Below are 26,355 nucleotides of genomic sequence, written 5' to 3'. Positions count from 1 at the left end.
CCAGAGTTGGCTTGCGACTCACCTTGAAAGCTGGGCTGGCAGCATGTCAGCCGTTGCCACAAGGCTCAACGTCTCCTTGACCTACGTCAAGATGGCCAAGCAGTGGGGCGCGAGAAGCAACGAGCGAAAGGTCTCCTCCGCCTCGACGGTGCTGAGGGAGAACGACAAGGCCTCGCTCAAGGTTGGCCTGGAGGAACTCGTCCGGCACCTCCACCTGGTCGAGAGCGGCCTGCCTCCGGGGACTGCCTAGACGTGAGTGACTGGCCTGGGCGGGCATGACTCCCCGAGGAGTCCAACCGGCGGGAGACCTCGTGTGATCGTCGGCGGCGTATCGGCCCCAGGTTCCGCCGGTCTCTTTGAGGAGGCGGCTGGTGGTCTTGTCGTGGTAGCCCAGGGCGTCTGCGACGACGGGGGCGGGCAGTTCGAGGAGCTGCTGTCGGATGGCGGCGCCGCGGGCGGCGGCGACCGGGATGCCGATCTCGCGTAGGAGCGCGGAGAGGTGGTCGGGACGGCTGGCTGGCCGGCCCGGCGGCCGGGGAAGAGCCAGCGCGATGCCCGATTGGTGGCGGTCTTCATGTTGTCGCGGCCCGCGATGTAGGTCAGTAGCAGGGCTGCCACTGGCGCGGGGACGGGGGACGCGGGCTCCCCGAGCCGCAGAAGGGTGGCTTTCCCCTCATGGAGCACGTCGTCGACCGTCAGCTGGACGATCCGGGTCAGGGGTTGCGCATAGAGAAGGACGATGACGCCGGCGACGCGGAGGCGCATCGGTGTGTCCGTGTCGGTCAGCAGTCGGCCGAGAGCCGCCAGCCGCTGGTCCTCGCTCAGCGCGGGGCGCCGGGAGATCTTCATAGCGGGGATGGACAGAGAGCGTGGACAACGGCGGCTCTGACTGGCCCAGTTGAGGAAGGCCCTCAGGCAGGTGCGGCCGTGTTCGGGTTTCTCCTGGAACCAGGCGTCGATGTCGAGCTGACCGCAGGATGCGAGGGTGCTGTTCCGGGTGCTGAGCCACTGCAGGAAGGCCGTCGCGTACTTGATCTGCTCGGCTGCGAAGCGGCGGACGCTCGGTGTGATCCGGCTCCGATCGGCTCGTTCCCGTAGGTGGGGAAGGACGTGCCAGGTCGTGAAGAGCTTGATCGTCTTGACCTGTTCGGGATCGGCGATGTCGGCCAAGTGGCCGGGCAGCCATCGCTGGAAGGAGCAGATGTACTTGTCGATGGCCGGCAGGACTCCGCTGGTCATCAGGAGTTCTTCCAGATGAGCCGCTGCCCGCCAGGGCTGTAGTTCGTGGAAGGCGTCGTGGGGCAGGGGGACCTGTCCGAGACCGAACCGCCGCAGCATCTGGGAGGCGTTTCCCGGCTGACCGCGGCGCATCGCCGGCCAGGCCAGGCCGCTTCTGGGCTCGTCCATGGCCACCAGCAGGTTGAACAAGGGCGTCAGCGCGGGCCGGACGCGGCCGGTGCCGTCGTCCAGGAGGGCGGTCAGCCGGTCGGCGAGCGTGCACCGCGCGCAGAGCCGTCCGCCCAGGAGCTTGCCCTCGAAGCCGCAGCGCGAGCAGTCGAAGGTCTGGGAGAAGCCGGCGCAGGTCGTGCAGATCGCGGAGCCATCGACGGGGTGACGCCCCGGGAGGGCACGGTCCTGGCCGCATCCCGGGCAGGTTCCTCGCGTTCGCACCGCGCGGTCCGAACAGGTCCGGCAGACGTATCCGTCCGGTCAGGTGCCGGCCTTGTGTCTGCGCTGGCCGCAGCGCGAGCAGTCGGCCATGAACCAGCGTTCGTACTGCTCGTCAGTGGCGTAGGGCCGGCTCATGCGTCGGGCAGGATGCGGGCCGCACGGGGCCGCAGCTTCGCGACGTTCGCGGCCGAGGCACGCAGGTCGCCGGTGGCGGTCTTGCGGACGCCGGCGTTCTCAGCGGTGGTGGCCACCAGGTCGGCCGGGGTGCAGGAGAGGATGTCGCAGAGCGCGGACAGGATTTGCAGCGACAGCCGCTCCGGGGTTCCGGAGACCAGGCGGTGAACCTGGGAGGCGGACAGGTCGATGCCGCGTTCGCGCAGCAGCGGGACCAACTCGGTCGCGGTGAAGATGCGATGCTGGGCCATCACCTCACGCAACCGCCAGCTGTAGCCGACCTTGTGCTTCATGCCTGCTTCCCGTTCTGGACCTGGAGGGCGGCGGCGACGGTGGCGTCCAGGTGCCGGCGCAGGGTGCGGGTGCGGAAGTCCGAGGATACGCAGGTGTAGATGGACGTAGTGCTGGCGTGCTCGTGACCGACCTGTTCCTGGACGAAGCGGGGATCCCAGCCGTCCTCGATGAGGTGGGTGACGTAGGACCTTCGGAAGGAGTGGTAGTCCAGCCCGGCGTCCAGGCCCAGGGCCTTGCGGTAGGTGATGAAGCGGGAGTTGATGCGTTGGCAACCGATCCGCATCAAATGCGCAGGGTGTAGCCCTTGCCCCGTCGTACGGTCACGCCCTGGTCGAGCGTGGCGCGTTCGGCGGATGTCCTCCGTTCCCCTGCCTGTTGATGCCGATGCCGGCCGCCGTCCACGAGGTCAGCTTCTGGGAACAGGGCGCGGCGGCGTCGCTGATGACGGTGGCAACGGGCGGGGCCGCGTGGCTGACGGCAGGTGTCTACAAGCGCTCAGTTCTGCATCTCGGCGCGGCACCAAGCGGGCGCCAGACACTCGCCTCCTGAGCGCGCCGTCGAGAGTGACCATGACCTGAAGAAAATGCGGGTGCCAGGGCAATGCCCTGGCACCCGCCGCCTCTTCTCACCGAGGAACTCAGTTAGAGTGCGTCCGACGGTCGCGGACCCATGTGACCACCACCATGGCCGCGGTGAAGTACATCAGGCAGCTGGCGTTCGCTACGGATCCGACGTACTGCTCGTAGCCGTCCGCTCGGAGCTGGAGCGCCAGGAAACCAAGCACCACCCCGAGCGCCACGATCGCGGCAGTCAGTGGGCCGAATGGGGCCTTCTTCATGAGTACTTCCTCCAAGCTGCAAGACGACTGGTCGATTCCGAGTTTACGTATGCACCGTCAACTGCCCTCTCCCTGCCCCCAACAGCGCAGCTCACGCGCGTGACGGGCGGCCGAGCCCGGCCATCCGCATACACCCGCTACGCCGCCGCGGGCGGCATCGGGCCCGCATGTTGTTCGTCTGAAAAGGACTATTTCGACGTCTCTTTCTAGGAGCAAGCGCAATGCCCGAGGGATTGGCCGACTGGGGCCCGCGCTCTGACCGCGCTGTCCGTCGCCCCCGAACTCGGGAGCCCGATCCCTGGCTCCCACCCCGAACTACGGGAGTGCGTCAACGATGTCCCTCCTCATCTGGGGTTGTAAAAGCCTTCATGCAGGCCAAAGGCGCAGTGAATGCTTCTGGCACGTGAGGCGCGTCGACGGGCCACGGATCCGTGCCGAGGCACGGGTGGAGCGGGGCTGACGACTGACCGAACAGGAGCTGACGATCGCCGCCGCCCGCACCGGCATGCCTTTCCGGTCCATTTGCCAGGCCGCAGCTGCCTGGGCCGCGTACCAGGTCGATCACCACCGAGGGAAGCCGACGGAAACCCCCTCCACGACGTACAGCGTCTTCCGCCGGGCAGGGACTGACGTGGTCCCAGTTCGCAGCCCTCTGTCTCTGTTGGACCGACAGACATACCCGCGGAGTCGCTACGTGAGCACACCCGTATCACCGTCCTGGCCGCACTGCGGGCTTGATGCAGCCCCGGCCACCGACCCGGTCGGCTGCCGCGGCATCCGAGTCTCCGGCCGCACCGCATGCCTCGCCCACCTCACCGACACCGACCTCAACGCTTACCTGATCAGCCTGACGCCCGGCACAGACATCGACCATCGCGGCACCCCCTTCACCCAAGCACTCCTCGACGCCCTCCTCGACGCCCTCCGTGACCCCACCACCCACACCGCCCGTTTCAAGAGCGCTCGATTCGATGGGGCGCAGTTCTCCGGCGCCTCCCGATTCGATGGGGCGCAGTTCTCCGGCGCCGCCTCATTCAGGGGAGCGCAGTTCTCCGGCACCGCCTGGTTCTCCCGGGTGCAGTTCTCCGGCCTCGCCGGTTTCGACAAGGCGCGGTTCTCCGGCGACGCAACGTTCAGCGGAGCGCGCTTCTCCGGCGGCGCCCGGTTCGTCGAGGCACAGTTCGACGACGACGCCCGGTTCTTCGGGGCCGAGTTCACCGACGACGCCCGGTTCGTCAAGGCCCACTTCTCCCGCGATGCCCACTTCGCCGTGACGTGCTTCTCCAGCGAGGCCTGGTTCATGGCGGCGCAGTTCGTCGGCGACGCCCAGTTCGACCGGGTGCAGTTCGACCGCACAGCCCGGTTCAGCAACACCAAGTTCTGCAGCGACGCCCTCTTCATCGGGACGAAGTTCACCGGGCTTGCCCGGTTCGGCAAGGCCCATTTCGCCGGCGACGCCCACTTCAATGGGACGCAGTTCGCCCACGACGCCCAGTTCGACGGAGTGCGGTTCGAGGGCACGCCGGTGTTGGGCCCCCTGGTATGCGCAGGGCGCTTCAACCTGTCCCGGACGGTGTTCGCCGTGCCAGTGACGGTAGAGATTGCGGCGCGAGAGGTGGTGTGTGAGCGGACGCGGTGGGAATCGACGGCAACCGTGCGTCTTCGGTACGCGGCCGTCAACCTCAGCCACGCGGTCCTCTCCGCCCCCGTAGCGGTCATCGCCCACACCAGCCCCTTCACCAGCCCCTTCGCCGGGCCCGTGGGCGAGGATCTGATAACAGGCGCGGACACCGTGCGGGTCACCTCCGTGCAGGGCGTGGATGCCTCGCACCTGGTCCTGACCGATACCGATCTGACCGACTGCCTGTTCTCCGGAGCCTTCCACCTGGACCAGATCCGCCTGGAAGGCCGCACCGCCTTCGCTGTCGCCCCCACCGGCTGGCAACGCCGCGGGCTTTGGCCGGTGCACTGGACCCACCGGCGAACCGTTGCCGAGGAACACCACTGGCGTGCCCGGACAGTCGGCCAGCCCGCGCTACCCGCCGGTCTGGCCCCCTCGCCTCGTCAGTGGCGTTGCGGACCCCACCACCCCGACCCCGGTCTCACTCCCGATCCCGTGGACATCGCCGCCCTCTACCGGCAGCTGCGCAAAGCCTTGGAGGACGGCAAGAACGAACCCGGCGCCGCCGACTTCTACTACGGCGAGTGCGAGATGCGTCGCCACGACCTGATCACCCCCAAGAGCGAACGGCGCTTGCTGTGGGGGTACTGGCTGCTGTCCGGCTACGGTCTGCGCGCCTCCCGCGCGGCGGGCTGGCTGTTGGCCGCCATGTCCCTCACCGTCCTGCTGCTCATGGGCTTTGGCCTGCCCATCCACGACCCCGACCCCGCCACCATCGGAACCCTTCACGGCAGCAAGATCAGTCTCAACACCACCACCCCCGACCCAGTCCTGCACGGTGGATGGACAAAGCGCATCACCGGGGCCCGCGCGGAGAAAGCCACTCGCGTCGCCGTCAACTCCGTCGTCTTCCGCTCCAGCGGCCAGGACCTCACTACCGCCGGCATCTACATCGAGATGACCTCCCGCCTGCTCGAACCCACCCTCCTCGCCCTCGCAGCCCTCGCCGTACGCGGCCGCATCAAACGCTGACCACCCCAAGCAACGCTGGCAGTTTCCGTGTACGTCGCTAGTGCTCTGGCCACATAGGTTCGCCGGGTCGGCGGAGGTGGCGCTCGGACTGCCGCTGAGCGACCACGCGGTGCGCAGACGTGATCCGAGTTATCGGGTGTCCTCTGTCAGCCCATGGAATGCGTCGATCACGCTGTCCACCACCTCGATCACCGGCTTGGATGCATCGATGATCGTCGCGCCACGGCTTTCGTAGATCGCTCGCATCCGAGGATTCCACTTCAGGGCCGCTGCCAGTTCTTCGGGATGTTGACCGAATGCGTTCGTAGTGCGGGTCGCGAGCCGGTGGCGGAGGGTGTCCTCGTCGATCACCAGGCACACGATGAGGTCGAAAAGATCGCGGACGTCTGCCTCGTTCTCCGCCGACCCGCACAAGAACGCGACTCGGAAACGAGACTCCTCGACGAGAGTCTCAACGCGCTCACGGACGATCGCCCACCCGTATCGGTCGAGCCAGCCCCCAGGAACCGGATGCGGAGGATCCACCACAACCTCGCCCTTGGCTCGGTCGATCCAGCAACTGAAGCCGTCCTCGTCGGCGTCGAGCGCAACGTAGCCACGCGCTCGCAACACCCCGCAGACCGTGGACTTACCAGTCCCTGAATTGCCCGTCACCCACACCAATGTCACGCCGCCAGCGTAGACATGACCACCCCGGGACAGTGCTGTGACCGCGCAGGTTCGCGGGGTTGCGGTCATGCTGCGGCTTTGAGAGGGCGTCCGCCCCAGCGGATGCCTGTCTCGCTGCGGACGCGGGCACATTCGCGGCGTTGGGCGGCCAGCACGTCGGGGTGGCGGGCGTTCGCGTTGCGCCAGCGGAGGTAGGCGTGAAGGGCTCGGGTCTGGACCGTGTGGTTCGGGTGGTTGGAGTTGGCGATGGTGAACTGCCTCAGCGGCCCGAAGTGCGCCTCGATCGGATTGGCCCACGAGGCGTAGGTCGGGGTGAAGCACCACTCGACCTTGTCCTTCTTCGCCCAGCGGCGGATGTCGGCGCCCTTGTGGGCGGACAGGTTGTCCAGGATCACGTAGATCGGTGCGCCGTCCGGGCGGGCGGCGCGGATCGATTTCAGCGCGGCCAGCGTGTTCCCGGCGCCCTTCTTGCGCCGGTTGACGCCCCACAGGGTGTCGTCGCCGACCGAGTAGCAGCCGTGGAAGTAGCGCACCCCGTGCGTGCGGTGGCAGGTGGCCGGCAGCCGGCTGGGACGCCCTCAAGCGCAGGCTCTCTGATGCGTTTACCGGGCCTTACCGAGCAGCGGGTCCACCTCGCAGCAGCCGCTTGACATAGGAGGAGCAAGCGGACGTGACCAGCAGGCCCTGCCACTCTGCCGCGGAATGGCGCCGGCGGGCAGGTGGAGGTTCATAAAGTCCGGGACGGCGATGCCGCCGCCGGGCAGGTGGGTGATCTCCGCGCACTGGCCTTCGTCGGCGCTGTGCGGCGACTTGCGCCAGACGGCGCCGGTGCGGTGGGGACCCGAGTTGGAATCGTGCGAAGAATGCCGTCGGTGTCACATGACAGTGGATCGAGGCGAGACTTTTCGAGTGAAAAAACCGGTGCAAGGCCACCTGGCTGGCGGTTCGCTGGTTGTCGGGGGTCCCCACACCATACGTTCAGCTCCAGCGCGCACAGCGGGGTCGCCCGTGCACAGAGTTCGTCCGCACCTGCCACAGACCACAAAGCCGAGAGGAACAGTCATGCGCCTGATCCGTTGCGCTCTCGCTGCTGCAACGGTGGCGGCTTCCGCCCCAGCCATCGGCCTGCTCCCCTTCTTCACGGACTTGATGCCCCAGAGTTCCCATGCCACGCAGGTCCGCATGGTCAGCGCCACCGGCACCTCGCGGAGCAACGCCGAATCGCCTCAGCCACCCTTCACGATTCCGGGCGCGCACGAATCAGTGCCCCCCTGTTACAGCTACGGCGGCCCCTACTGCGGCTGGGTGAGACCCTACTGGGGCGGCTGCGACTGGGAGTGGGGCCTGAGCTTCGGATTCAAAAACCCTGATTGGCTCTGCCCTCACGACCCCCGCCCGAGCCCCTCGGCCACACCCAGTCCCTCGGACACGTCGGCCTCCGCCGGAAGCAGCAGTCCCTTCTGACCAGTCCCGCCGGGAGATCTCAGGCGACCGGTAGCAGCGGTGGTGCGCATTTGCCGGTGGCGGTCGAACCGCAGGTGCTGCCGAGGGAAGAAGACCGTCTCGGCTCTTGCCTCGATCTCCACACCGGGGTCGGCCGTTCGTCAATTGGTACGGCTGGGGTGCCAGCACATCCGGTCCCTGATGCGACGTGATGTCAGGGACCAAGGGTGCTGCCGGTTCCTCTTCCGACCCAGTGTCACGCGGCAGAACTGCGTCGGCGAAGCCAGGCCGTAGCCAGCGTTCCTAGAATCATCAGCAAACCGCTGGCCGCGATCACGATGTGCTTCGCGCTCAGAAGGCCGGTGCTGCAGCCAGCGGCCGCAGTATCACGTGGAACAGCGGGAATGGTGCCCCCGGGCGCGGGGTTCCCCTGCTCACCCTGGCCGTTTTGATGGTGGTCCCCTTTCTGGGGCAACGGGGAGCCGGACGAGCCACTCCCGTCAGCAGGTGGACCGCCATGCGGACGAGTACGGTCCCGGCGGTCACCGTCGTCCTGGTCGTTGATGCAGTGGGCGGCCGGGAAGGGAAAGGCTCGCTCGTGGCGGTCGAAGGCCTTCACCACGAAGAGCGGGTGCACCCTGAAGAAATCACGAATCGCAAACTCATACTGGCTGGAGGTCTGGGTGGGATAATTCACGTCCAGATACGTCGAGACAGTAAAGTTGCCCCACGGCGCCGCCGGCGACGAGGACGAAGTTCCCGGCTGCCCTTGGAGGACGAGAGCCTCCGGCCCACGTTGGCCATCAGTCAGAATCGCCCTCAGGTTCTTGTCGATGAGCACGACACGGCGGTGGCTGTAGCAGTCACGCCAGGGATTGTGGTGCCCGTGGTGCCGGTGCCCTTCATGAAACCACAGGGAGCCGGAAGCGTGCGGTGCAGACGCCTGCGCAGCGGCGGCGGCCGACGGAGACACGAGGGCGATGGCCGCACCCGCCAGTGGCGCTGCAACCCAGGGACGAAGGTTCATCCGATGACCTCCATGGGCGGCGGACGCAGGCGTCCACCTGCTGGGCGACACATGCGAATCTCAGAAGAAGCTAAGAGAAATCATCTCGCGACATCGTGAACCTCCTTGTGGAGCCGTACTCCTTGTCACTCAACCGCAGCAGTCTCATGGGCTGCCTGCGCGTTCCCCGGCGGCGCGGTCATCGGCGCACCAGGGCGGACGTTGTCCTTGCGGACATGTACTTTCCCCGGTCTTTCGCTGTGCATCACGGGCGCGCTGGGCGGCGATGTTCTGGTTGCGTGGCAGCCGATACGCCCCCGGCGACCACACACGGTGACACCAGGACCGACCTCAACGAGGAATACGCGACATCTCGACATACGAGCCCACCAGTCCCGGAGCCGGTATCTGGGTCATCGACGATGGCCGCGGCGGATCAGCATGTTCACCACGAACCCACGGGCGAACTCCGACAACCCGCGGGGCTCGCCGTCCATCACGCCCGGAACTACGGCGGAGTAACGTGTGGCTGTCAGTGCTGCGTGTGCCATTTCCGGTAATCGGAGGTGATTGGTCGGCGCTGGTGGCTGCCTTGGAGGACGCGCTCCGCGCCCTCGACCAGCTCGAGCGAACCTGGTACGCGACGAGCATGGCCCGGGCTTCGTTCTCGGGAACTCCGATTGGTAGCCAACGGCCGAGCAGTACGCCCAGCCAGAAAGTGAGGATGACGCCGCAGGCGACGAGGAGCCATCTGACCCAACCACTCAACACCCGAGCGGGTACCCAGACTCAACCACCGCTATGAGCGTCACCCGGGCAACTACCTGACTTTTCTCGGATTGGCGGCCGCCCTCTGCTGTTACAAACGCCTCCGCCGCCTCACCATGTGGGGCACGCTCCTACGAGCCTTGCTCTGCGAGTGACCTTCCGGCCGGTCCGCGCTGCCTCCCCGATGTTTCCCAGCATCCCGTGCCGCCGGACCGCGTGCCGGAAGTCGGGAACGCCGTCCCTGTCCGGCGCAAGGCTCCCGGTGATCTGGTCGCGCAGGAGCGCGTACTCGTGGGCGACGTTGCAGGCGGGCTCGGCGGATCGCTCGGTCCATTGCGTCAGCGAGCGCTGATAGTGGGCGGGAACCGGAAGTTCGGCCAAGGCGCCGTCTTCTCCCCGGGCGCCGTACAGCCGCAGCCGCCCCTGGAACCACAGAGCCTGGTCGGCCTTGACGACGAGATCACCCTCCGTGCCGTTGATCTCCCAATGAAACGCGGTGGCGCGGGACGTCCCACCGCGGAAGTGCACCGCGGCCACGGCCCCCGACTCCAGCACACCAGTGACGGCGATCTGGTCCTCTGCGCTCTTGGCCGCGACCGCCCCGCTCGTGACGTGGACGACCTCCGGGCGCAGGTTCTCGATGAGAGTCGACACCTCGCGGAACTCCCCGAGCACCATGGTCAGCGCGTCGACCGAGTGCCCGAAGGGGATCGACAGCAGCGTGGCGCCGCTCGTGACGTCCAGAATGTACGCATGGCTGTCGTCGTAAGTGGCGCCACCGATCCAGCCTGACCCGAGCATGCTGGTCGACAGCACCCGCCCCACGTAGCCGTCGGTGACCAAGTCCCGCAGATGCCGAAGCGGCGGAGCCGACCGGGCCTGCAGACCGACAGCCGTGAGCACGCCCCTGCGATGCGCGAGGTCGGCCAGTTGCTCGGCCTGCGCGAGGTCGGCACCGAGCGGCCACTCGCTGAACACCGCCTTCCCCGTTTCCAGCGCGGGTCGGATGAGCTTCAGGTGGTGCGGAACCTTCACCGTCACCACCACGAGGTCGACTTCCTCGCTGCGGGCCAGCTCCTCTGCACTGGCGAAGGCCAGCGGCACCGCATACCTCTCGCCGGCCGCACGCGCCGACTCGGCGGTACTCGCGCTCAGCGCCCGCAACTCGTATCCGTCGAGCCCGGCCAGCGCGGGCACATGGGGTGGCCGCCCACCCGCCGCTCGCGCTCAGACCTACGACACCGACACGGAGGTGGTTCCGGGAGTCACCTCCCGTGGTTCAGCAAGATCAATGTCAGTGAGTTTCGATGTCAGTGGTTCGCCTGGGAGATGGGTGAGACGCGTGTTCGTCGCCAGCGAAGACGGTCGTGAGCCACGGCTGCTGCTGCCAGGGTTTGCTCATGAATACGACACCAGATGGACGGCCAATCCCGCCCGCGCACGCTGACGAGCGCGCCACGCTGGAAGCGTGGCTGGACTTTCACCGTGCGACTCTCGCCCTGAAGTGTTCGGGCCTCAAAGATGAGCAATTACGGCTTGTTGTGGTGTCACCCTCGTCGATGACGCTGCTCGGTCTCGTTCAGCACTTGGCTGAGGTGGAGCGCAACTGGTTCCAGCGTGTATTCGCAGGTCAGGATGCGCCTCCGGTCTTCGGGGAGAGCAACCTCGACGGGTTTGCCCTTCAGCCGGAACGAGGGCTCGACGAGGCGATGGCTGCTTGGCAAGCGGAGGTCGCCCGAGGCCGTGAGCTGATCGCCGACGGATCGCTGGACGACTCCGGCCGACTGTCCGAACAGGAAGCTGGCCACATCGGCGATCAGGGAGTCTCCCTGCGCTGGATCATGGTGCACATGATCGAGGAGTACGCGCGTCACAACGGTCATGCCGACCTCATCCGCGAGCAGATCGACGGAACTACCGGCGCGTGAAACGTGCTTGCGCGGTCGGAAGGACCGCGCAAGCATCCGACTCCCTCTCAGCCGAAGGCGGCCTGGCCACGCGTTCCTTTCGCCGAACGGCCCCTCGGGCCGGTCGGCCAGAGATCGGCGGGTGCGGGCCGATCCGGTGGTGTGCTTTCCCGCTGACAGCTTCTCCAGCAGCAGGTAGAGACTGCGCTGCGACGGCAACTCCACCGCACCCCGCCCGTGATCCGCCTCCAGGATCCGGCCGGTCCGCCGGAACAGGTAGGTCGCCGTCCGTGAGAAATCCTGCGCGGCTTCAGCGATCGCCTTCCGCATCGCCTCCATCACCGGCGGGTCCACCCAGCCGTGCGCGGTGACCGGCCTGGTGGCTCGGTTGTCGGCCATCCCGACCACTTCGCGGGCCTCACAGCGGCGGCGGCGCCGGCGATCGCGCTCGCTGTCACAGGCCGCCCCAGCAGCAGTCAATTCCGCTGCCTTGGCCTGCTCACGGCGGGTCAGCGACACCACCGCCCGGTCGTACTCCGGCTTCGGCATCGTGCCCGGTGCTGCCTGCGGCGGAACCCCGCGCAGCACCTCCCCAATGTGCTGTTCCCACCACAACGCCTCTGCCGCCACTGCATCCGGCAGACCACACCGGGTGTGGCAGCGGGCGGAGCATGGTCGGGACGAAGGCAGCGAGGTGACGGGGGCGGGACCTCGGCTCCAAACCAGTTCCGCGGGAGCCCGTAAGCGCCGTCGATGACGCGGAGGTGACCCCGGACGCTCGGCTGTGACTCAAATTGCGACAGCGATGCGGGAGGCGAGGACCTTGCCCCCGGCCTCATAGGCAGGCGGGAAGGTGAGCTTCAGGCCCTGCTCCTGCCCGCAGTGAGTACGGTCTGCAGTCCCAGACCGAGCAATGCCTCTTTCATCTGCGCGGCGGACGTCAACTCACGCGGCAGGGCCATCAGCAGTCTGCCGGGCCGACCCGTTGTGGAACCGGCTGCGCGCCGTTCAGGACAGTTCGCGGACACCGAGCTGCTGCACGAACAGCAGGCTGTCGGCGTTGGCCCAGTACTCGGCGAGCATGCCGTTCTTGATCAGCAGGGTGTCGGTGCCGGTGAAGTGGACGCGGTTGCCCACGGCGTCGTCGGACGCTCCCGGGAAGCCTCCGGCGTAGGTGCCTTCGGCCGCCCAGCGGACCACCAGGTAGTCGTCAGTGGCGATCGGGCCGACCGTGATCTCGAAGCTGAGGTCGCGCAGGATGGTGTGGATGCCGGCCACCCAGCCGTTCAGGCCCTCACGGCCGTGCACGGTGTCGTCGCCAGACCCGGTGATGGGGGCGGCGTGCGCGACGAAGTCAGGGGCGATGATCTTCTCGGTCTGGGACAGGTCGTTGTTCCACAGGTCCTTCCACGGCTCGGCGAGCAGGGCGTTGGCGGAAGCCGACATGGCAGTTCTCCTTCGTAGTGATGGGTTTCTTGCAGGACATGCGGCGCGCGGTCTTTGCCGTTCGTCACAAGCCGTGGGGTGCCGCGACTGGCTGCGGCTTCAGTTGCGCCCATCGGCGCAGCGGGTGAGGACCGTGTCGGTCCAGTCGAAGGCGCAGCGCCTCGAAGGAGAACGCGTCGTTCTCGAACAGGAACTTCATCGGGACTCCAGAGTGTTGAAAAATGTGTGTGGTCAGCCACCCACACACCTGAGAGGTGCGGAGCCAGAGGACGAGGGCTGCTGCGGTGGCGTTGGAGCCCGCGCCGCTGTTGCGGGGGAGTCAGCGGCGGCCCGGGCGGCCGGGGTGGGTCAGGCAGGCAGTTCGGAATCGGGGATCCAGTGGCCGTGGATACCGGCGGGCACCCTGCGGGGGAGTTCGACTGCGGCCACGGTGCTCAGGTCGCTCGCGTCCAGGACGAGCAGCTCCGAGGCGTCGGCCGTGAGGTCACTGACGATGGTGAGCAGGTAGCCGTCGTCCTCGGCGGTCCCGCCCTCGGCGGGCGCGAAGACGGCCTCGCCGGGCATCCGGCCCTCGCCGTGCGCGAGCAGCTTCTCCTGGCCGGTCCGCGTGTCGAACTTGACGGTGTGGTAGCCCGACAGGCCCGCGCCGGGGAAGGCGATGGCGTAGCTGTAGCGGTAGGCCGAACCGGCGTGGGCGTCGTTGATCGACGGGAACTCGGTGACCAGGTCATTGAGAGACTCAGTGGTGACCTTGCCCGTGGCCGGGTCCATGATCCACCGGTAGAAGGTCGAGCCGGTGGCGGGGCTGGTGCCGTAGCCGGGAGCGCCGACCCACCACTTCCACGAGCTCTCCCAGGCGGAACGGTCGAAGCACGGTGCTTCGAGGACGATCCGGCCCTGCGCGTCGGTGTACGCGTTGGTGACGTGCAACAGCGCCGCCTGGTCGGCCACCTCGAACCACGTGGTCCTGCCCCCGGCGCGCGGCATCACGCCGATGCGCAGCGGGACGTCGTCGTGCCAGCGGTAGGGGATGCCGGACTGCTCGGCGTGGTCGAAGATCACCGGCGAGTTGATGAAGACGACGTGCTCGCGAGTGATGGCGAAGTCGTGCATGAGCGACGGGCCGGAGCCGTCGATGACCTCCGACTTGACGATATTGCCGGAGGCGTCGGCCACGTAGTAGGTCAGGTACGGCGGGAAGGGGCTGTAGCTGAAGAAGTGCAGCTCGCCGGTCTCCGGGTCCTCCTTGGGGTGGGCGGTCATCGCGCTGGTGAGCTTGCCGCCGAAGTCGTAGACGCCGATCGTGTCGAGGTCGGCGCTGACCTCCCAGGGCAGGTTGGCCTCCTGCAGGGCCAGATAGCGGCCTCCGTGGAAGATGATGTTGGTGGCGGCGGCGCTGACTTCGAGCTCGGTTCCGGTGAACGGCACGCCGTCCAGGAAGGGGGTGCGCACCCAGCGGTTGCGGTACCACTCGGCCCGGCCGCCCGTGAGGCGGACGCCGTGGATCATGCCCTCGCCGCGGAACCAGTGGGTGGGGGTGATGCCCGGCTTGGGGTTGTGACCGTTGCGGAAGTAGCGGCCGTTCAGCTCGGGCGGGAGGGTGCCGCGCACTTTCAGCTCGCGGCCGGTGATCTCGTCGGTGACGGGGGTGAAGTGGCCGCTGATGTACGGCTTGTTCAGGGTCATGGTCATGCCTTTCGCGTTGAGAGAGCCGAGATGAGCACGGTCAGGGCGGCGCAGGCCAGGAAGGCCGCGCCGGAGGAGGGGAGAAGGGTCAGGAACGACAGGCCGATGGCTCCGCCGATCTGCCGGGTGGCGTTGACCAGCCCGCCGGCCAGGCCGTTGTCGGCAGCCGGGACGCCCGTGGAGGACATCGCGGTGAGCCGGACGAAGGCCACCCCCAGCCCGATGCCGATGAGGAGCGTCGGGCCGAGCAGGTCCACAGGGAAGGTGCCGTCGGCCGGGGTTCGGGACAGCCAGGCCAGTCCGGCCGCGAGGACCAGCAGGCCCACGGGGAGCACATGGCGTCCGGAGACTTTGCCGGTGGCCCACGACGAGAGGGTGATCATGAGGGCGAGGGGAAGCTGGGTCAGCCCGGCCTCCAAGGGCGAGTAGCCAAGGGTGCGTTGCTGGTAGAGGGGCAGGAAGTAGAACAGGCCGAGCCAGACCGCGCCCAGCAGGGCCATCAGCACGTTGGGCACCGCCACCACGCTCATGCGCGTCGGCAGCAGCGGGTCGGCGGCGCGGCGCTGGAGCACCACGAACAGGCCGAGCAGCGCCAGACCGATCACAGCGAGCGGCCAAGGGCCTGACAGGCCGTAGGTGAGTGCGACCAGCCCCGCCGTCACCGTCACTGCGCCCGGCGCGTCCAGGCTTCCGCCACGCGGCCGGTCGGCCCCGACCAGCAGCCGGGTGGCCACCAGGACGGCCAGGGCGAGGGGCGTCATCACGACGAACACCGCACGCCAGCCGTACAGGCTGGTGAGCAGCCCGCTCAGCAGCACGCCCGCCGCCCCGCCGGCACCGGAGACCGCGCCCCACACTCCGAGCGCGGTGCCACGCCGCTCCCTGTCGGGATAGATCGTCAGCACGAGGGCCAGCGCCGTGGGCGCCAGCAGCGCGGCGCCGATTCCCTGCACTGCCCTGCAAGCGATCAGCACGATCGCCGTGGGCGCCAGTGCCGCACCCAGGGAGGAGAGTGCGAACAGGCCGACGCCGAGCAGAAACACGCGGCGAAGGCCGTATACGTCGCCTGCGCGCCCGCCCGGCAGCAACAGCGCGCCGAAGACCAGTACGTAGGCGTTGACCGTCCACGCCTGGCCCGCGTCCGACAGATCGAGCCCGGCCCGGATCTGGGGCAGGGCGACGTTCACGATCGAAGTGCTCAGCACAACCAGGAACTGGGCAGTGGCCAGAACCGCCAGCGGTATCCAGCCGGTGGCGGTCGGTTGCCTTGCGGTGCGGGTCATGGCTCGACACTCGCAGCGCGCGCCCGCCGCTCGCGTCGGTAATCGTTGCCTATACGACTCCCGCCGGGGCGGCTTCTGGGGCACTGTCCGTTCTGGATTCCCTTGCGGCGCACAACCGCATAGGTTTTCGGACATGCCGGAGACCCACACCGATGAGCTGATCGGTCGTCATGACGAGATACGGCAGCTCGACGCCCTACTCGAAGCGGCGCGGGAGAGCCGGGGCGGCGCCCTGGTCCTGCGTGGTGAGCCAGGCATCGGCAAGAGCGCGCTGCTGCGGCACCTGGACGAGGCCGAGACCGGATTCCTCGTCATGCGGGCGTCCGGCGCGGAGTTCGAGACGGAGCTGCCGTTCGCCGCGCTGCACCAGTTGCTCGCGCCCGTCACCGACCGGCTGATGGCGCTGCCTGCGCGGCACCGCAAGGCGCTGGAGATCGCCTTCGGCCTCGACACCGGCACACCCGATCCGTTCCTGGTCGGCGTCGCGTCACTGGGCCTTCTGGTGGAGACCGTGCGGGAACGCCCGCTCCTGTGCGTCGTCGACGACGCACAATGGCTGGACCGGGCGTCGGCCAAGGCGCTGGCCTTCCTGGCCCGCCGGATCTCGGCCGAGTCGATCGCCCTCGTGTTCGCGGCGCGCGATCCGAGCCGCCTGCCCGAGCTGGACGAGCTGCCCGGCCGTTCGCTTCAGGGTCTTGGCGAATCGGATGCCCGCGCGCTGCTGGCCGCGGCGATCCGCGCTCCGCTGGACGAGCGGGTGCGCGACCGCATCCTGGCCGAGGCGCGCGGCAATCCCCTCGCGCTGGTGGAGCTTCCCAGGACCGCCGGACTCGCCGGAATGGCGGGCGGTTTCGCCCAGCCCGACTCGGTACCTGGCGTGATCGAGCAGAGCTTCCGGTCCCGGCTGGAGCTCCTGCCCCCGGCGGCCCGGCTGCTGGTGACCGTCGCCGCAGCCGACCCGATCGGTGACCCGGGCCTGCTGTGGCGTGCGGCCGAACTCCTGGGCGTCGACGCGGCTGCCGTCGCGGAGTGCGCCCCGCTGGTCGAGTTCGGCACCCGGATCCGGTTCAGCCACCCCCTCGCCCGCTCGGCCACCTACCACGCCGCGGCACCGGAGGAGCGGCGCAGGGCGCACGAGGCGCTGGCCGCCGCGACCGACCCGGTCGCCGACCCCGACCGGCGGGCCTGGCACCGCGCCCAGGCCAGTGCCGGCCCGGACGAGCAGGTCGCCGCCGAGCTCGAAGCCTCCGCCACCCGCGCCCGCGAACGTGGCGGTGTCGCGGCGGCGGCGGCCTTCCTCGAACGCTCGGCCGCGCTCACCATCGGCCCTGTCCAACGCACCGAGCGGGTCCTCGCCGCGGTCCAGGCCAAGCTCTCGGTGGGCGAGTTCGACACCGCGGCCGAACTGCTCACCACCGTCCGAACCGACGATCCGAGCCAGGCCGCCAGGGCCGACCTGCTCCGCGGCAGGCTGTCGTTCGTCCGCCGCCGGGGGGACGAAGGCCCCACGAAGTACCTCCTGCGTGCCGCCGCCCGGCTGGCGGCCACCGACCCCGCCTGGTCACGGGAGTGCTATCTGGACGCCATCGAGATGGGCCTTCTGCTCGGCGGCCTCGACCACGTGGTGGAGGCCGTCAGGAAAGTCCCGCCGTCGGGCGAGTCGGAATCCGGCGCGGCGGTGGTGTTGACCGGCCTGATCAACCTGGTCAGCGACGGGCACCGGGCGGCGGGGGAGATCCTCAGGCCGGTCGTCGCCGACGCCGACGAGGAGGTGTGGGCCAGGCGGCCGTCACTGGGCTTCATGGTGGCCAACGAGCTGTGGAACATCGAGGCCATGTACGGCATCGCCACCCGTGCCGTCACGGCCGGCCGGGAGTCGGGCTCCTTCCACGCGCTGCCCATCGGACTGGCCATGCAGGCCGCCGTGACCGCGCACACCGGCGACTTCGGTGCCGCGGTGGAGCTCATCTCCGAGGAGGAGGCGATCGCCGACGCCACCGGCGCGGCGCCGTTGGTCTATCCGCGCCTCCACCTGGCCGCGCTGCGCGGACGGCGCAAGGAGGCCGTCGAACTGTTCGCGTCGGTGGACCACCGGATGAGCCTCAGCGTGCAGTGGGCGACGGCCGTGCTCAGCAACGGCCTGGCCGACTACCCGGCCGCGCTGAATGCGGCGAAGCAAGCGGTCGAGTGCGGCCCCGTTGGCACGGCGGGCCTTGCCCTGCCCGAGCTCGTCGAGGCGGCCATGCGGTGCGGCGAGACCGAGGCCGCTGCTGCGGCCCTCGCGTCCCTCCAAGAGCGCACCCAGGCAGGCGGCCACGCGTGGGGTCTTGGAGTCGAGGCCTATGCGCGGGCCCTGGTGACCGAGGACGAGTCCGCCTACCAAGAGGCGATCGGTCTGCTCGACGACGGCGCACTGGTCGTCTACCGCGCCCGGGCACATCTGCTGTACGGGGAGTGGCTGCGCCGCCAGGGCCGAAGGCGTGACGCCCGGTCCGCGCTGCGGCTGGCGCACGAGTCGCTGTCCGACCTCGGCGTGGAGGCGTTCGCCGAGCGGGCCGCCGGCGAGTTGCGCGCCACGGGCGAGCAGGCCCGCAGCCGCACGTCGAAGGCATCGGACCAGCTGACAATGCAGGAGGTGCACATCGCACGCCTGGTCGCCGACGGCGCCACCTCCAAGGAGGTGGCGGCGAAGTTGTTCCTCAGCCCACGGACGGTCGACGCGCACCTGCGCAACATCTTCCGCAAGCTCGGGCTCACCTCACGCAGACAACTGCGAGACCTGCCCGACATTCGTTAGCCGCATGGTGGTGGCCGCGGACTCGGGCCGGTTCATCGACTCCACGGGGCCGGGCCAGCTCAACCCGTACTTGGCCCGGTAGGCACCGGAGACGCGCTGGACGATTTCGGGGTCATCCACCGGTCGGAGGGTGACGGACAGCCGGACCCCGGCCACCTCCACCTCCGTGTCCACATGCCGTAGGACCCGGCGGTACCAGGCACTGCGCCGGCCGAAAGCCGAGCGGACATAAGCCTCCCCGCTGAGCACCACCACCCAGACCGTCCTGGGCGACCACCGGCCGTCCGCATGCCGTACCCACAAAACGATCTCCGGGCGATCCATGTAAGTGCTCATGGACCAACTTTCACCGTGGCGGCACTACGTACGCGTCGGTGGTCTTCACCTAGTGCTCTGACCACGTAGGTTCGCCGGGTTGGGTGTCCGAGCGGTGGGATGCGCGGTGACGTCCGATCTTACCGCTGGGGGTGTGGTGGCTGAGCCTGTCCGTGTGCGCAGGTTGACTGACCAGGAGCAGCAGAAACTGCAGCAGATCGTGCGCCGGGGCAGCACCCGTGCGGTGCGTTACCGGCGCGCGATGATGTTGCTGGCCTCGGCTGGCGGGAACCGGGTGCCGGTGACCGCGAAGTTGGTGCAGGCCGATGAGGACATGGTCCGGGATGTGATCCACCGGTTCAACGAGATAGGTCTGGCCTGCTTGGACCCTCGGTGGGCGGGAGGCCGTCCCCGCCTGCTCGGTCCTGACGAGGAGGACTTCGTCGTCCAGACGGCCACCACCCGCCCGACCAATCTCGGGCAGCCCTTCGCCCGCTGGTCCCTCCGCAAACTCGCCGCCTACCTGTGCCGCGTACACGGCCGTGTGATCCGGATCGGCCGCGAGGCGTTACGGTGCCTGTCGCCCGACGCGGCGTCACCTTCCAGCGCACCAAGACCTGGAAGGAATCCCCCGACCCCGAGCGCGACGCCAAGCTCGACCGGATCGAGCACGTGCTGGAGCACTTCCCGGACCGTGTGTTCGCGTTCGACGAGTTCGGCCCGCTCGGCTCAGGCCCACCGCCGGATCGTGCTGGGCCGAACAGGGTCGGCCCGAGCGGCATCCCGCGACCTATCACCGTACTCACGGGGTGCGCTACTTTCACGGTTGCTACTCGGTGGGCGACGACACGCTCTGGGGCGGCAACCGGCGCAAGAAAGGGGCCGCGAACACCCTGACTGCGCTGAGGCCAATCCGGGCGGCCCGGCCGGACGGCGCCCCGATCTACGTCATCCTGGACAATCTGTCCGCCCACAAGGGCGAGACCCTCCGGCGCTGGGCAAAGAAGAACCGGGTCGAGCTGTGCTTCACCCCGACCTATGCGTCCTGGGCCGACCCGATCGAGGCTCACTTCGGACCGCTGCGGCAGTTCACCATCGCTAACTCCAACCATCGCAACCACACCGCGCAGACCCGAGCCCTTCACGCCTACCTCCGCTGGCGCAACGCGAACGCCCGCCACCCCGACGTGCTGGCCGCCCAACGCCGCGAATGTGCCCGTATCCGCAGCGAGAAGGGCATCCGCTGGGGCGGCCGAAGTCAGGCAGCCGCTCCTGAACTGTCCGCACTCCCCGGCGACCACGCACTACGGTGGGATACATGCTTGAGCCCTCCGTGCGGGATTTCTACGACGATTTGGCCCACGACTACCACCTGATGTTCCGGGACTGGGACGCAAGCATGGCCTACCAGGCCGAGGTATTGGGCGGGCTCGTCCGCCAATCTCTCGGCGCGGGACCACACACCGTCCTGGACTGCTCGTGCGGGATCGGCACCCAGGCCATCGGGCTGGCCCGGGCCGGGCACCAAGTCGTCGGCAGCGACCTGAGTCCGGTCGCCGCCGCGCGCGCCGCCGCCGAGGCGGCGGCCCGTGGCAGCCGGCTTCCGGCCGCTGCGGCTGACATGCGCCAACTGCCTTTCAGAGAGACGTCATTCGACGTCGTCCTCTGCGCGGACAACTCGCTCACGCACCTACTCTCCGGGCAAGATCTCCGGACGGCACTCCTCGGCATGAGACGGGTACTCCGAGACGACGGACTGCTGGTGATCACCGTCCGGTCCTATAACGAGACGCGCCAGACCAGACCCACGTCGACACCTCCCCAGGTCTCGCAAACACGCGACGGCCAAGCGATCACCTTCCAGCTGTGGCACTGGCACGAAGACGGCGAACGCTACGACCTGGAGCACTTCCAGCTCATCCCCGCGGAGAACACCTGGCAGGTCCGAGTCCGCCGGACCACCCACTGGGCGCTGACACCCCCGCAGCTGACAGAGTTCGTGACTGAAGCCGGCTTCACCAAAATCGCCTGGCACAGTCCGGCCTCCAGCGGGTACTACCAGCCCGTGCTCACCGCACAGCGCGCTCCCTCAGCGCAGTAGCCCAGACATCGGCTCCGCCCTGCCCAACTTTCCGTTCATCCATGGCAAACCCGTGAACGTTGCCGGTCACAGCACTTCGCGCGGGACGCGGGTGATGGTGCGGCGGTCGGTGTCCGAGTCCCATTCCTGGGGCAGGAACAGCCGCCACTGCAGCGGGCAGGAGGCGGTGTCGGTGGCCGCGTGGACGCTGACGGCGACCTGGCAGTTGGCGCGCTTGCCCAAGGCTCCGCAGTACTGCGGGGCCACGGCGACCGACATTCTTCCGTCCTTGGGTACCGACGCATCGTCGATGACCCAGGCCGTCGGGTCGATCAGCGGCAGCATCCGTTCGCAGATCCGCCGCTGCACCGGCACCGGATCCCAGGTGGACTGGTTCACGAACTGCTGCAGGTTCTATTCATTGCCGTCCGGCAGCCGAGCGGCCATGGCCTGGATCGACCTGCGGCGGCCGTCCAGCATCAGTCCCCGCAGGTAGCAGTCGCCCTTGGCCCGCTGGTCCTTCCGCGACACCGAAGCGAACACATCAGCCACGTACAACGCCAACTTCGCACGAACCCGGTTCACTTCATGCGTGTCCACCCAACCCAACATGCCCCTGAACAGGCCCCGTCGTGAAGACCTAACGGAGTCCTACTCGGGCCTGTACGGAGTCGTGATCACGGGAAGGGTGGAGACGGCAGCGGCGGGAATGTTCCGGCGGGTCGCCTCGTTCAGCCTGGGCCCGTCCACATCGCTATCCCAGGGAGCATCGTGCCCGAAACCATATCCGTCACCCCCACCGTTCCCCCGGTACTCCCGGACTTGAGCGTGCAGGCCGAGCGTCTGATCGAGCTGGGGGTGCATGAGATCGCCGGGCTGCCTGCCGCCGAGCTGCGTGCCTTCGCGAGGGCCGCCGAGGTTGCTGCGACCAGCGATGGTGCTCTGCTCGCTGTTCACCCAGACCAGGCTCCTGCCTCCGCCCTCACGCCGCTACTCCGCCGTGATGGCAAGCCGGGCTTCGTTGTCACCGACATGCCCGATGTCGACTACTTTGCCCCGCTCGAAGCGGCCGCGCTGCCCGAGGCTCCCCTCTACCTCGTCACCGGTCTCGATCGTGGCGACCACATGGCCAACTGGAGCCCGGAAGAGGCGCTGCCCGCCCTTACCAAAGGGGACCGCACCCCGCTGCTGCTCACCGAGGGCATCCACTGGGTGCTCCAGCAGCCGGCGATCCTGGAGCGCAACCGCTGCTTCATGACCATCGGTTCCCGGCTGCGCAAGGCGAACGGCGCCCTGGACGCCCGTACTCCGGCGATCTGGATCAGCAACGGCACGGGGCGGGACGGGCGCGAGCGGCGCAATGCGCCGAAGGTCGGCTGGTGTTGGTGGGGCAACCGCCACACCTGGCTGGGCTTCGCCTCGGCAACGGGCCGCCGGGTCCAGGACCTGTAAGGAGTCGTGGTCAGGCCGGGTGGAGGCTGCGGAGCCAGGTGATCGGACTGCGCAGCTGAAGCCCCGCCAGGTAGCTCCGGTGTCTTGTCGTAGCGGGTTGCCAGGCCGCGCCACGCCTTGATTTTGTTGATGGCTCGCTCGACGGTGTTGCGGCCCTTGTACTGCTCGACATCGTGGGTGAGCGGGGCTTCCATTGGCGCAGCGAACACCCCGGCGCTCCGCCACTGGGGGAACCGGTCATGGACCGTCGGCCAAGCACCGAACTCACGCGGGATCTCCCGCCACTGACTGCCGGTGCGAAACCGCCAGATCACACCCTCGAACTGCTCGCGCAGCCGGTAGGCGTAGGGCCCGAACCGCCCGATCGGCAGAAGCGGTTCGATCAACTCCCACTCGTGATCGCGGAGTTCGCGTCGTGCCATCCAGGCTTTGTACCGGTACGCAGAGCGAGCCGGAGCCGGATCCATCGCACCATTGATCACGACTCCGTACAGGCCCTGGTGCTGTGACCGCATGGGTTCGCCGGTTGACGATGGGAGCGGTTGGATGGGGGGGGGGTGACGTCCGTCCAACCGCCGGAGGTGCGGTGGCCGAGCCTCGGCGGGTGCGCAGACTGAGCGATCAGGAGGGGCAAATGCTGCAGCAGATCGTGCGCCGGGGCGGTACCAACTCGGTGCTCTGTCGCCCGGCGATGATGCTGGCCAAGTCGGTTGGTGTGTATCTCGCCGAAGTCTCGGACGCGTTCGGCGGCGGTGTCCGGTTCCGGGCAGCGTGCCAGGACGTTCTTCAAAGCCGTGCGCTCTTCCTCGCTCAGTTGGGCTGTGGGTCCGGCACTGGCGTGACCCTGCGCAGCAATGTCATCCGCCCTGACCACAGGCCAAGTTGACCAGCCACCGGCCAGCCGGGCGCCGGCCCCGCTCGGCGAGCGCGAGCCCGACGCGCTCCAGGACATGGTTGAGCCGCGTGATGAAAAGCTCGTACGGGGTTGTGAACTGCGCGAACGGCTCGGCGAACGTCCGGCGCGGGCAGTCCGCCGAGCCACAGACGAACCGCCGGACCGTCAACGGGATCACGACCCGGAACTCACCGACCGGGAGATCTCTGAGTCTGCGCTGGTAGGAGTCGTGTACCGGGTCCGACAAGCCACTGCAGTCCGGACAGAGGGCCCCGGCCGCCTGGCCTTTTGCCGCCACGTCGACCGTGCCGAAAACGGCCGTCACCGCCTCGACGGTCCGCTCGACGATCCCGTCGAACACCAGCGAGTCCCAGAACGTTTGCGCAGTCCCACGTCTATCGGTCTGTACAGTCGCGCGATGCCCGATCTTCGCTGGGCCAAGCTGTCCCTGGGCGAACAGTCGGTTTCACGTCGACGGTGTGTGGGAGCAAGCCCGTATGCGCAGCCAGGAATTCGCACTTCGGACCTGGGTCATTGAACACCTCTGCACCGATACTGACCCGGACTGGAACCCCGAAGCTCTGGCCAACGACACCCTCGCTGTGCTCTCGCTTGAGCCGCGCCGGGCGGAGTCGGCCGCGGCAGGCTGGCGAGACCTCCCGGTCGAGCAGATCGGCGACCTGCGCCGTCACAAGAACCTCACCGCTCACGCCGACCGGCTGTTGCCCAGCCTGCCGCCCGGACCGATCAAAGATCAACTCGCAAGCTGGGCGTCCGTGCGCCAGCACCTGCCCTGAACCCGGGGCGGTCGGGAAGGTCAGCGGCGTATCGAGCCCATTGCCCGCCGGCCTGCGTCCAGGCAGTCGCGGTTTCGGGGCTGATGCCCAGCAGTCGGTGAGGACCGTGGCCGGGAGTTGGGCGAACAGGTCCATCAGCGCGGCGGTGCGGCCGGGACGGGAGCAGATGCCCGGCCGACAGTAGGGGGCACTCACGCTTCACAGCGCGGAAGCGCTTCTATCTGCGGACAGCAACTCGCGACCGGGCGCCCCTTCACGGGGGCGTCTCAGGCGGATGGCTCCGTGATACCAGAATCCTCCCGTCCGCAACTTGCCTCTGTATAGGGTGAGTTGGGCAGCAGGGGGGTGGAGGCTATTCGCAGGTTCGTACCAAGGCTGTCGCGTCGGAAGCAGCGCACCGGTGCGCAGGCCGAAGTCAGGCAGGAGATCGGTGACAAGTCTGCGGAGCTCCCACAGCAGGACGAGTACGTCGACGCTGGAGACGAGGTACCCGTCCGGATTCCACAGATGACCGAAGTGGCTGAAGCGCTCGACACCCGGTTAACCAGTGCTGAGGAAGCCAGTTCGGCGGATGAGGTAGAAGCAGAACGTCAGCAGGCGCTCACCGAGACTTGGCGTTTGCGTGATCTGACCCGCGAAAGCCCGATGCCACCTGGCGCTGTGCGAATGACGGTCGATGGCGAGTCATCAGGCGCTGAGACCCGCTTCCGTTGGGCTCTACAGGCCAACGAGGGGGCTGCCGAAGATGCGGACAATCCCGACCTGGCGGCGGCTCTACAGAGGCTCAGCGGAAGACGCGGAAGCGATCGTATTGCGGCATTCGATGAGCTGACTGAGCGCATCGCGAAGCTGGACGGACCACATCCAGAATCCGAAACCAGACCGCGACTCAACGTCGAACACCTCACCGCGCTTTTCGACAACCCCGGGATTCCGGTGGCGATTTGGCAGCGCGCGAGCTCAACCGGCAAGCAGCTTTCAACAGCGCAGGGCCGCCTGCTTGACCAGCCACTCGGGCCCGAGGAAGCCGAAGCAGTGGCCCCCACCGCCGAGGAAACCATCGAACACACCATGGCCAGGATGTTCATGCGCCTCGGCCCCCCACCTGAGCCAACCGAACTCGACTACACACCCGCGGGAAGCGGTGGCGGAGGGGCGCAGCAGTGAACGTGGAGAACAGCAGCGCGATGCCCTTGCCCCGCGACGACGACCCAGTCATCTCTGCTGGCCTGGAAATCGCCATGAAGTGGGGCGCTGCGCTGGGCGGACCGGAACAACTCAAGGTTGCCTTCGAGGCGCTTGAGCCCCAGCTGAAGCGCGAACATCAGATCCGCCTTAAGCAGCTGGAGGCACAGAAGCAGGCTGCCGAACGTGAGGCCCGCGCTGAGCGCGAGATCCGCCAATACAAGCTCCGCATGACCAGCCTCATCGTGGGCGCGGTCATGAGCGTCGCCATGCTGGGTGCTGGCGTGTACGTCGCGAAAGACGTGTGGTGGCTGGCAATGGTGCTGTGCGGGCCAAGCCTGATCGCCATCCTGAAGATCATCGTCCTGCGGCGCAGCGATGCAGGGGACATGGCGGCCGTCGCGGCTGCCGCGAAGGGTGCAACTAGCGCGGCATCGCAAGCGCAGCCTCCCGCGTGACGGGGTGACCGTCCAACTGCGCGAGGGTCACTCCGTTGCGAATGTGGGCTATCGCCAGAGCGGGTACCCACGGCGCGGCGGGCACAGGCCCTTGGGGTGTACGTCGCGCGCCCGCGCCAGGCCGGGCTGGGCGCACGTGTGTCGCGAATGAGGCGCACGAGTGACCCACCGCGCGCGAGTTGCTTTGAGTGTCCCATTGCGATGGACGTGTCCTTCGACGACCCCCGAGTTCCACGGCAGGGGCAGGTCGGCGATAGCGGCGTCTCGGTCGCCGGCACTGCCGCGACCACGAACGCCTGCCCGAGATGAGCGATTCCCTGATCACGTGGGCCGCCATCACCCTGAATGACCCGCCGGCTCACCCGTCGCACAGCCCGTCCCGCGGAACGGCGCGACGTCGTCCACGGCTACGTGATACAGGAAGCCGCCTGATCACATGGTCGATCCCGCATCCCGGTTCAGGTGGGGGGCTGCCGGTTTCGTGGCGGGGTTCGTGAGGGCGTCGAGTTGGGCGGCGAGGTGGGGGTGGTGGGGGGTG

The 26,355-nt window shown here is 68.1% G+C and carries 24 protein-coding genes and 4 pseudogenes; 12 read left to right on the top strand and 16 right to left on the bottom strand.

What is annotated here, in order from left to right; genetic code table 11:
• Positions 1-43 precede the first annotated feature (43 nt).
• Positions 44-250 carry a hypothetical protein gene (locus AAW14_RS00145; protein ID WP_265558485.1) on the top strand — a complete coding sequence of 69 codons (207 nt, stop codon included), beginning with the start codon at positions 44-46 and terminating at the stop codon, positions 248-250.
• Here the strand turns inward: AAW14_RS00145 and AAW14_RS00140 are convergent.
• From AAW14_RS00140 to AAW14_RS00130, 3 genes are all read right to left on the bottom strand, one after another.
• A complete protein-coding gene (locus AAW14_RS00140) occupies positions 247-1,671 on the bottom strand; it encodes a hypothetical protein (protein ID WP_265558483.1) in 1,425 nt (474 codons plus the stop codon). The two genes, AAW14_RS00145 and AAW14_RS00140, sit on opposite strands and share 4 nt — an antisense overlap.
• Positions 1,672-1,802: 131 nt before the next feature.
• Positions 1,803-2,138, bottom strand: a complete 336-nt coding sequence (locus AAW14_RS00135; RefSeq protein ID WP_265558480.1) for a helix-turn-helix domain-containing protein — start codon at positions 2,136-2,138, stop codon at positions 1,803-1,805.
• The gene (locus AAW14_RS00130) at positions 2,135-2,422 is read right to left on the bottom strand and encodes a tyrosine-type recombinase/integrase (RefSeq protein WP_265558479.1); all 288 of its coding nucleotides are present in this window, start codon (positions 2,420-2,422) and stop codon (positions 2,135-2,137) included. Before AAW14_RS00130 ends, AAW14_RS00135 begins: the two co-directional genes overlap by 4 nt.
• Before the next feature lie 95 nt (positions 2,423-2,517).
• Here AAW14_RS00130 and AAW14_RS00125 point away from each other — a divergent pair, with 95 nt between their 5' ends.
• The gene (locus AAW14_RS00125; protein WP_265558477.1) at positions 2,518-2,688 is read left to right on the top strand and encodes a hypothetical protein; all 171 of its coding nucleotides are present in this window, start codon (positions 2,518-2,520) and stop codon (positions 2,686-2,688) included.
• Between the two features lie 88 nt (positions 2,689-2,776).
• On the opposite strand, the gene AAW14_RS00120 is transcribed toward AAW14_RS00125, so the two are convergent.
• Positions 2,777-2,977: an SCO3870 family protein gene (locus AAW14_RS00120; RefSeq protein ID WP_265558476.1), complete on the bottom strand. Its 201-nt coding sequence runs from the start codon at positions 2,975-2,977 to the stop codon at positions 2,777-2,779.
• A gap of 694 nt (positions 2,978-3,671) precedes the next feature.
• On the opposite strand from AAW14_RS00120, the gene AAW14_RS00115 reads away from it, so the two are divergent.
• Positions 3,672-5,630 (top strand): pentapeptide repeat-containing protein, encoded by a 1,959-nt coding sequence (locus AAW14_RS00115; RefSeq protein ID WP_265558474.1) that lies wholly within the window; start codon positions 3,672-3,674, stop codon positions 5,628-5,630.
• Between the two features lie 129 nt (positions 5,631-5,759).
• Here the strand turns inward: AAW14_RS00115 and AAW14_RS00110 are convergent, their stop codons facing one another.
• The 4 genes and pseudogenes from AAW14_RS00110 to AAW14_RS00090 form a co-directional block, all read right to left on the bottom strand.
• On the bottom strand, positions 5,760-6,299 hold the full coding sequence (locus tag AAW14_RS00110) for an AAA family ATPase (protein ID WP_265558472.1): 540 nt from the start codon (positions 6,297-6,299) through the stop codon (positions 5,760-5,762).
• 65 nt (positions 6,300-6,364) lie between these two features.
• Positions 6,365-6,877, bottom strand: a pseudogene (locus AAW14_RS00105) (transposase); the annotation flags it as partial.
• A 1,121-nt stretch (positions 6,878-7,998) separates the two neighbouring features.
• Complete coding sequence (locus AAW14_RS00095; RefSeq protein WP_265558470.1) at positions 7,999-8,769, bottom strand: hypothetical protein; 771 nt, start codon at positions 8,767-8,769, stop codon at positions 7,999-8,001.
• 858 nt (positions 8,770-9,627) lie between these two features.
• Complete coding sequence (locus tag AAW14_RS00090; protein ID WP_265558468.1) at positions 9,628-10,713, bottom strand: Gfo/Idh/MocA family protein; 1,086 nt, start codon at positions 10,711-10,713, stop codon at positions 9,628-9,630.
• A 203-nt stretch (positions 10,714-10,916) separates the two neighbouring features.
• On the opposite strand from AAW14_RS00090, the gene AAW14_RS00085 reads away from it, so the two are divergent.
• Positions 10,917-11,444 carry a DinB family protein gene (locus AAW14_RS00085; protein WP_265558466.1) on the top strand — a complete coding sequence of 176 codons (528 nt, stop codon included), beginning with the start codon at positions 10,917-10,919 and terminating at the stop codon, positions 11,442-11,444.
• 987 nt (positions 11,445-12,431) lie between these two features.
• Here the strand turns inward: AAW14_RS00085 and AAW14_RS00080 are convergent.
• The 4 genes from AAW14_RS00080 to AAW14_RS00065 form a co-directional block, all read right to left on the bottom strand.
• Positions 12,432-12,869: an ester cyclase gene (locus AAW14_RS00080; RefSeq protein WP_265558463.1), complete on the bottom strand. Its 438-nt coding sequence runs from the start codon at positions 12,867-12,869 to the stop codon at positions 12,432-12,434.
• 64 nt (positions 12,870-12,933) lie between these two features.
• A complete protein-coding gene (locus AAW14_RS00075; RefSeq protein WP_265558461.1) occupies positions 12,934-13,068 on the bottom strand; it encodes a hypothetical protein in 135 nt (44 codons plus the stop codon).
• A 149-nt stretch (positions 13,069-13,217) separates the two neighbouring features.
• Entirely contained in the window at positions 13,218-14,561 is a 1,344-nt protein-coding gene (locus AAW14_RS00070) for a carotenoid oxygenase family protein (protein WP_322740990.1), read from the bottom strand.
• Positions 14,558-15,838 (bottom strand): MFS transporter, encoded by a 1,281-nt coding sequence (locus AAW14_RS00065; RefSeq protein WP_265558458.1) that lies wholly within the window; start codon positions 15,836-15,838, stop codon positions 14,558-14,560. The genes AAW14_RS00070 and AAW14_RS00065 overlap by 4 nt, the downstream gene beginning before the upstream one ends.
• Before the next feature lie 133 nt (positions 15,839-15,971).
• Here AAW14_RS00065 and AAW14_RS00060 point away from each other — a divergent pair, with 133 nt between their 5' ends.
• A complete protein-coding gene (locus tag AAW14_RS00060; protein WP_265558456.1) occupies positions 15,972-18,635 on the top strand; it encodes an ATP-binding protein in 2,664 nt (887 codons plus the stop codon).
• Here the strand turns inward: AAW14_RS00060 and AAW14_RS00055 are convergent.
• Positions 18,597-18,971: a DUF2255 family protein gene (locus AAW14_RS00055; protein WP_265558454.1), complete on the bottom strand. Its 375-nt coding sequence runs from the start codon at positions 18,969-18,971 to the stop codon at positions 18,597-18,599. The two genes, AAW14_RS00060 and AAW14_RS00055, sit on opposite strands and share 39 nt — an antisense overlap.
• Positions 18,972-19,107: 136 nt before the next feature.
• Here AAW14_RS00055 and AAW14_RS00050 point away from each other — a divergent pair.
• Positions 19,108-20,221 (top strand): annotated as a pseudogene (locus AAW14_RS00050) (IS630 family transposase); the annotation flags it as partial.
• A gap of 47 nt (positions 20,222-20,268) precedes the next feature.
• On the top strand, positions 20,269-21,051 hold the full coding sequence (locus AAW14_RS00045; protein ID WP_265558453.1) for a class I SAM-dependent methyltransferase: 783 nt from the start codon (positions 20,269-20,271) through the stop codon (positions 21,049-21,051).
• A gap of 72 nt (positions 21,052-21,123) precedes the next feature.
• Here the strand turns inward: AAW14_RS00045 and AAW14_RS00040 are convergent.
• Positions 21,124-21,630 (bottom strand): annotated as a pseudogene (locus tag AAW14_RS00040) (transposase); the annotation flags it as partial.
• Positions 21,631-21,801: 171 nt separating this feature from the next.
• Between AAW14_RS00040 and AAW14_RS00035 the strand changes: the two are divergent.
• A complete protein-coding gene (locus AAW14_RS00035; protein WP_265558451.1) occupies positions 21,802-22,482 on the top strand; it encodes a DUF5701 family protein in 681 nt (226 codons plus the stop codon).
• A gap of 188 nt (positions 22,483-22,670) precedes the next feature.
• Here AAW14_RS00035 and AAW14_RS00030 read toward each other — a convergent pair.
• Positions 22,671-22,904 (bottom strand): annotated as a pseudogene (locus tag AAW14_RS00030) (transposase); the annotation flags it as partial.
• Positions 22,905-23,116: 212 nt separating this feature from the next.
• Here AAW14_RS00030 and AAW14_RS39630 point away from each other — a divergent pair.
• On the top strand, positions 23,117-23,368 hold the full coding sequence (locus AAW14_RS39630; RefSeq protein ID WP_416223220.1) for a hypothetical protein: 252 nt from the start codon (positions 23,117-23,119) through the stop codon (positions 23,366-23,368).
• On the opposite strand, the gene AAW14_RS00020 is transcribed toward AAW14_RS39630, so the two are convergent.
• Complete coding sequence (locus tag AAW14_RS00020) at positions 23,340-23,738, bottom strand: transposase family protein (RefSeq protein WP_265558449.1); 399 nt, start codon at positions 23,736-23,738, stop codon at positions 23,340-23,342. The two genes, AAW14_RS39630 and AAW14_RS00020, sit on opposite strands and share 29 nt — an antisense overlap.
• A 136-nt stretch (positions 23,739-23,874) precedes the next feature.
• On the opposite strand from AAW14_RS00020, the gene AAW14_RS00015 reads away from it, so the two are divergent.
• The 3 genes from AAW14_RS00015 (at position 23,875) to AAW14_RS00005 (ending at position 25,817) form a co-directional block, all read left to right on the top strand.
• Positions 23,875-24,174: a hypothetical protein gene (locus AAW14_RS00015; RefSeq protein WP_265558447.1), complete on the top strand. Its 300-nt coding sequence runs from the start codon at positions 23,875-23,877 to the stop codon at positions 24,172-24,174.
• Between the two features lie 507 nt (positions 24,175-24,681).
• A complete protein-coding gene (locus AAW14_RS00010) occupies positions 24,682-25,341 on the top strand; it encodes a hypothetical protein (protein WP_265558445.1) in 660 nt (219 codons plus the stop codon).
• The gene (locus AAW14_RS00005) at positions 25,338-25,817 is read left to right on the top strand and encodes a hypothetical protein (protein WP_265558442.1); all 480 of its coding nucleotides are present in this window, start codon (positions 25,338-25,340) and stop codon (positions 25,815-25,817) included. The genes AAW14_RS00010 and AAW14_RS00005 overlap by 4 nt, the downstream gene beginning before the upstream one ends.
• Positions 25,818-26,355 lie beyond the last annotated feature (538 nt).

Origin of the sequence: Streptomyces hygroscopicus, from assembly GCF_026168105.1 — a bacterium.
Classification (GTDB): domain Bacteria; phylum Actinomycetota; class Actinomycetes; order Streptomycetales; family Streptomycetaceae; genus Streptomyces; species Streptomyces hygroscopicus_D.
This window is presented reverse-complemented; position numbering and strand designations above follow the sequence as displayed.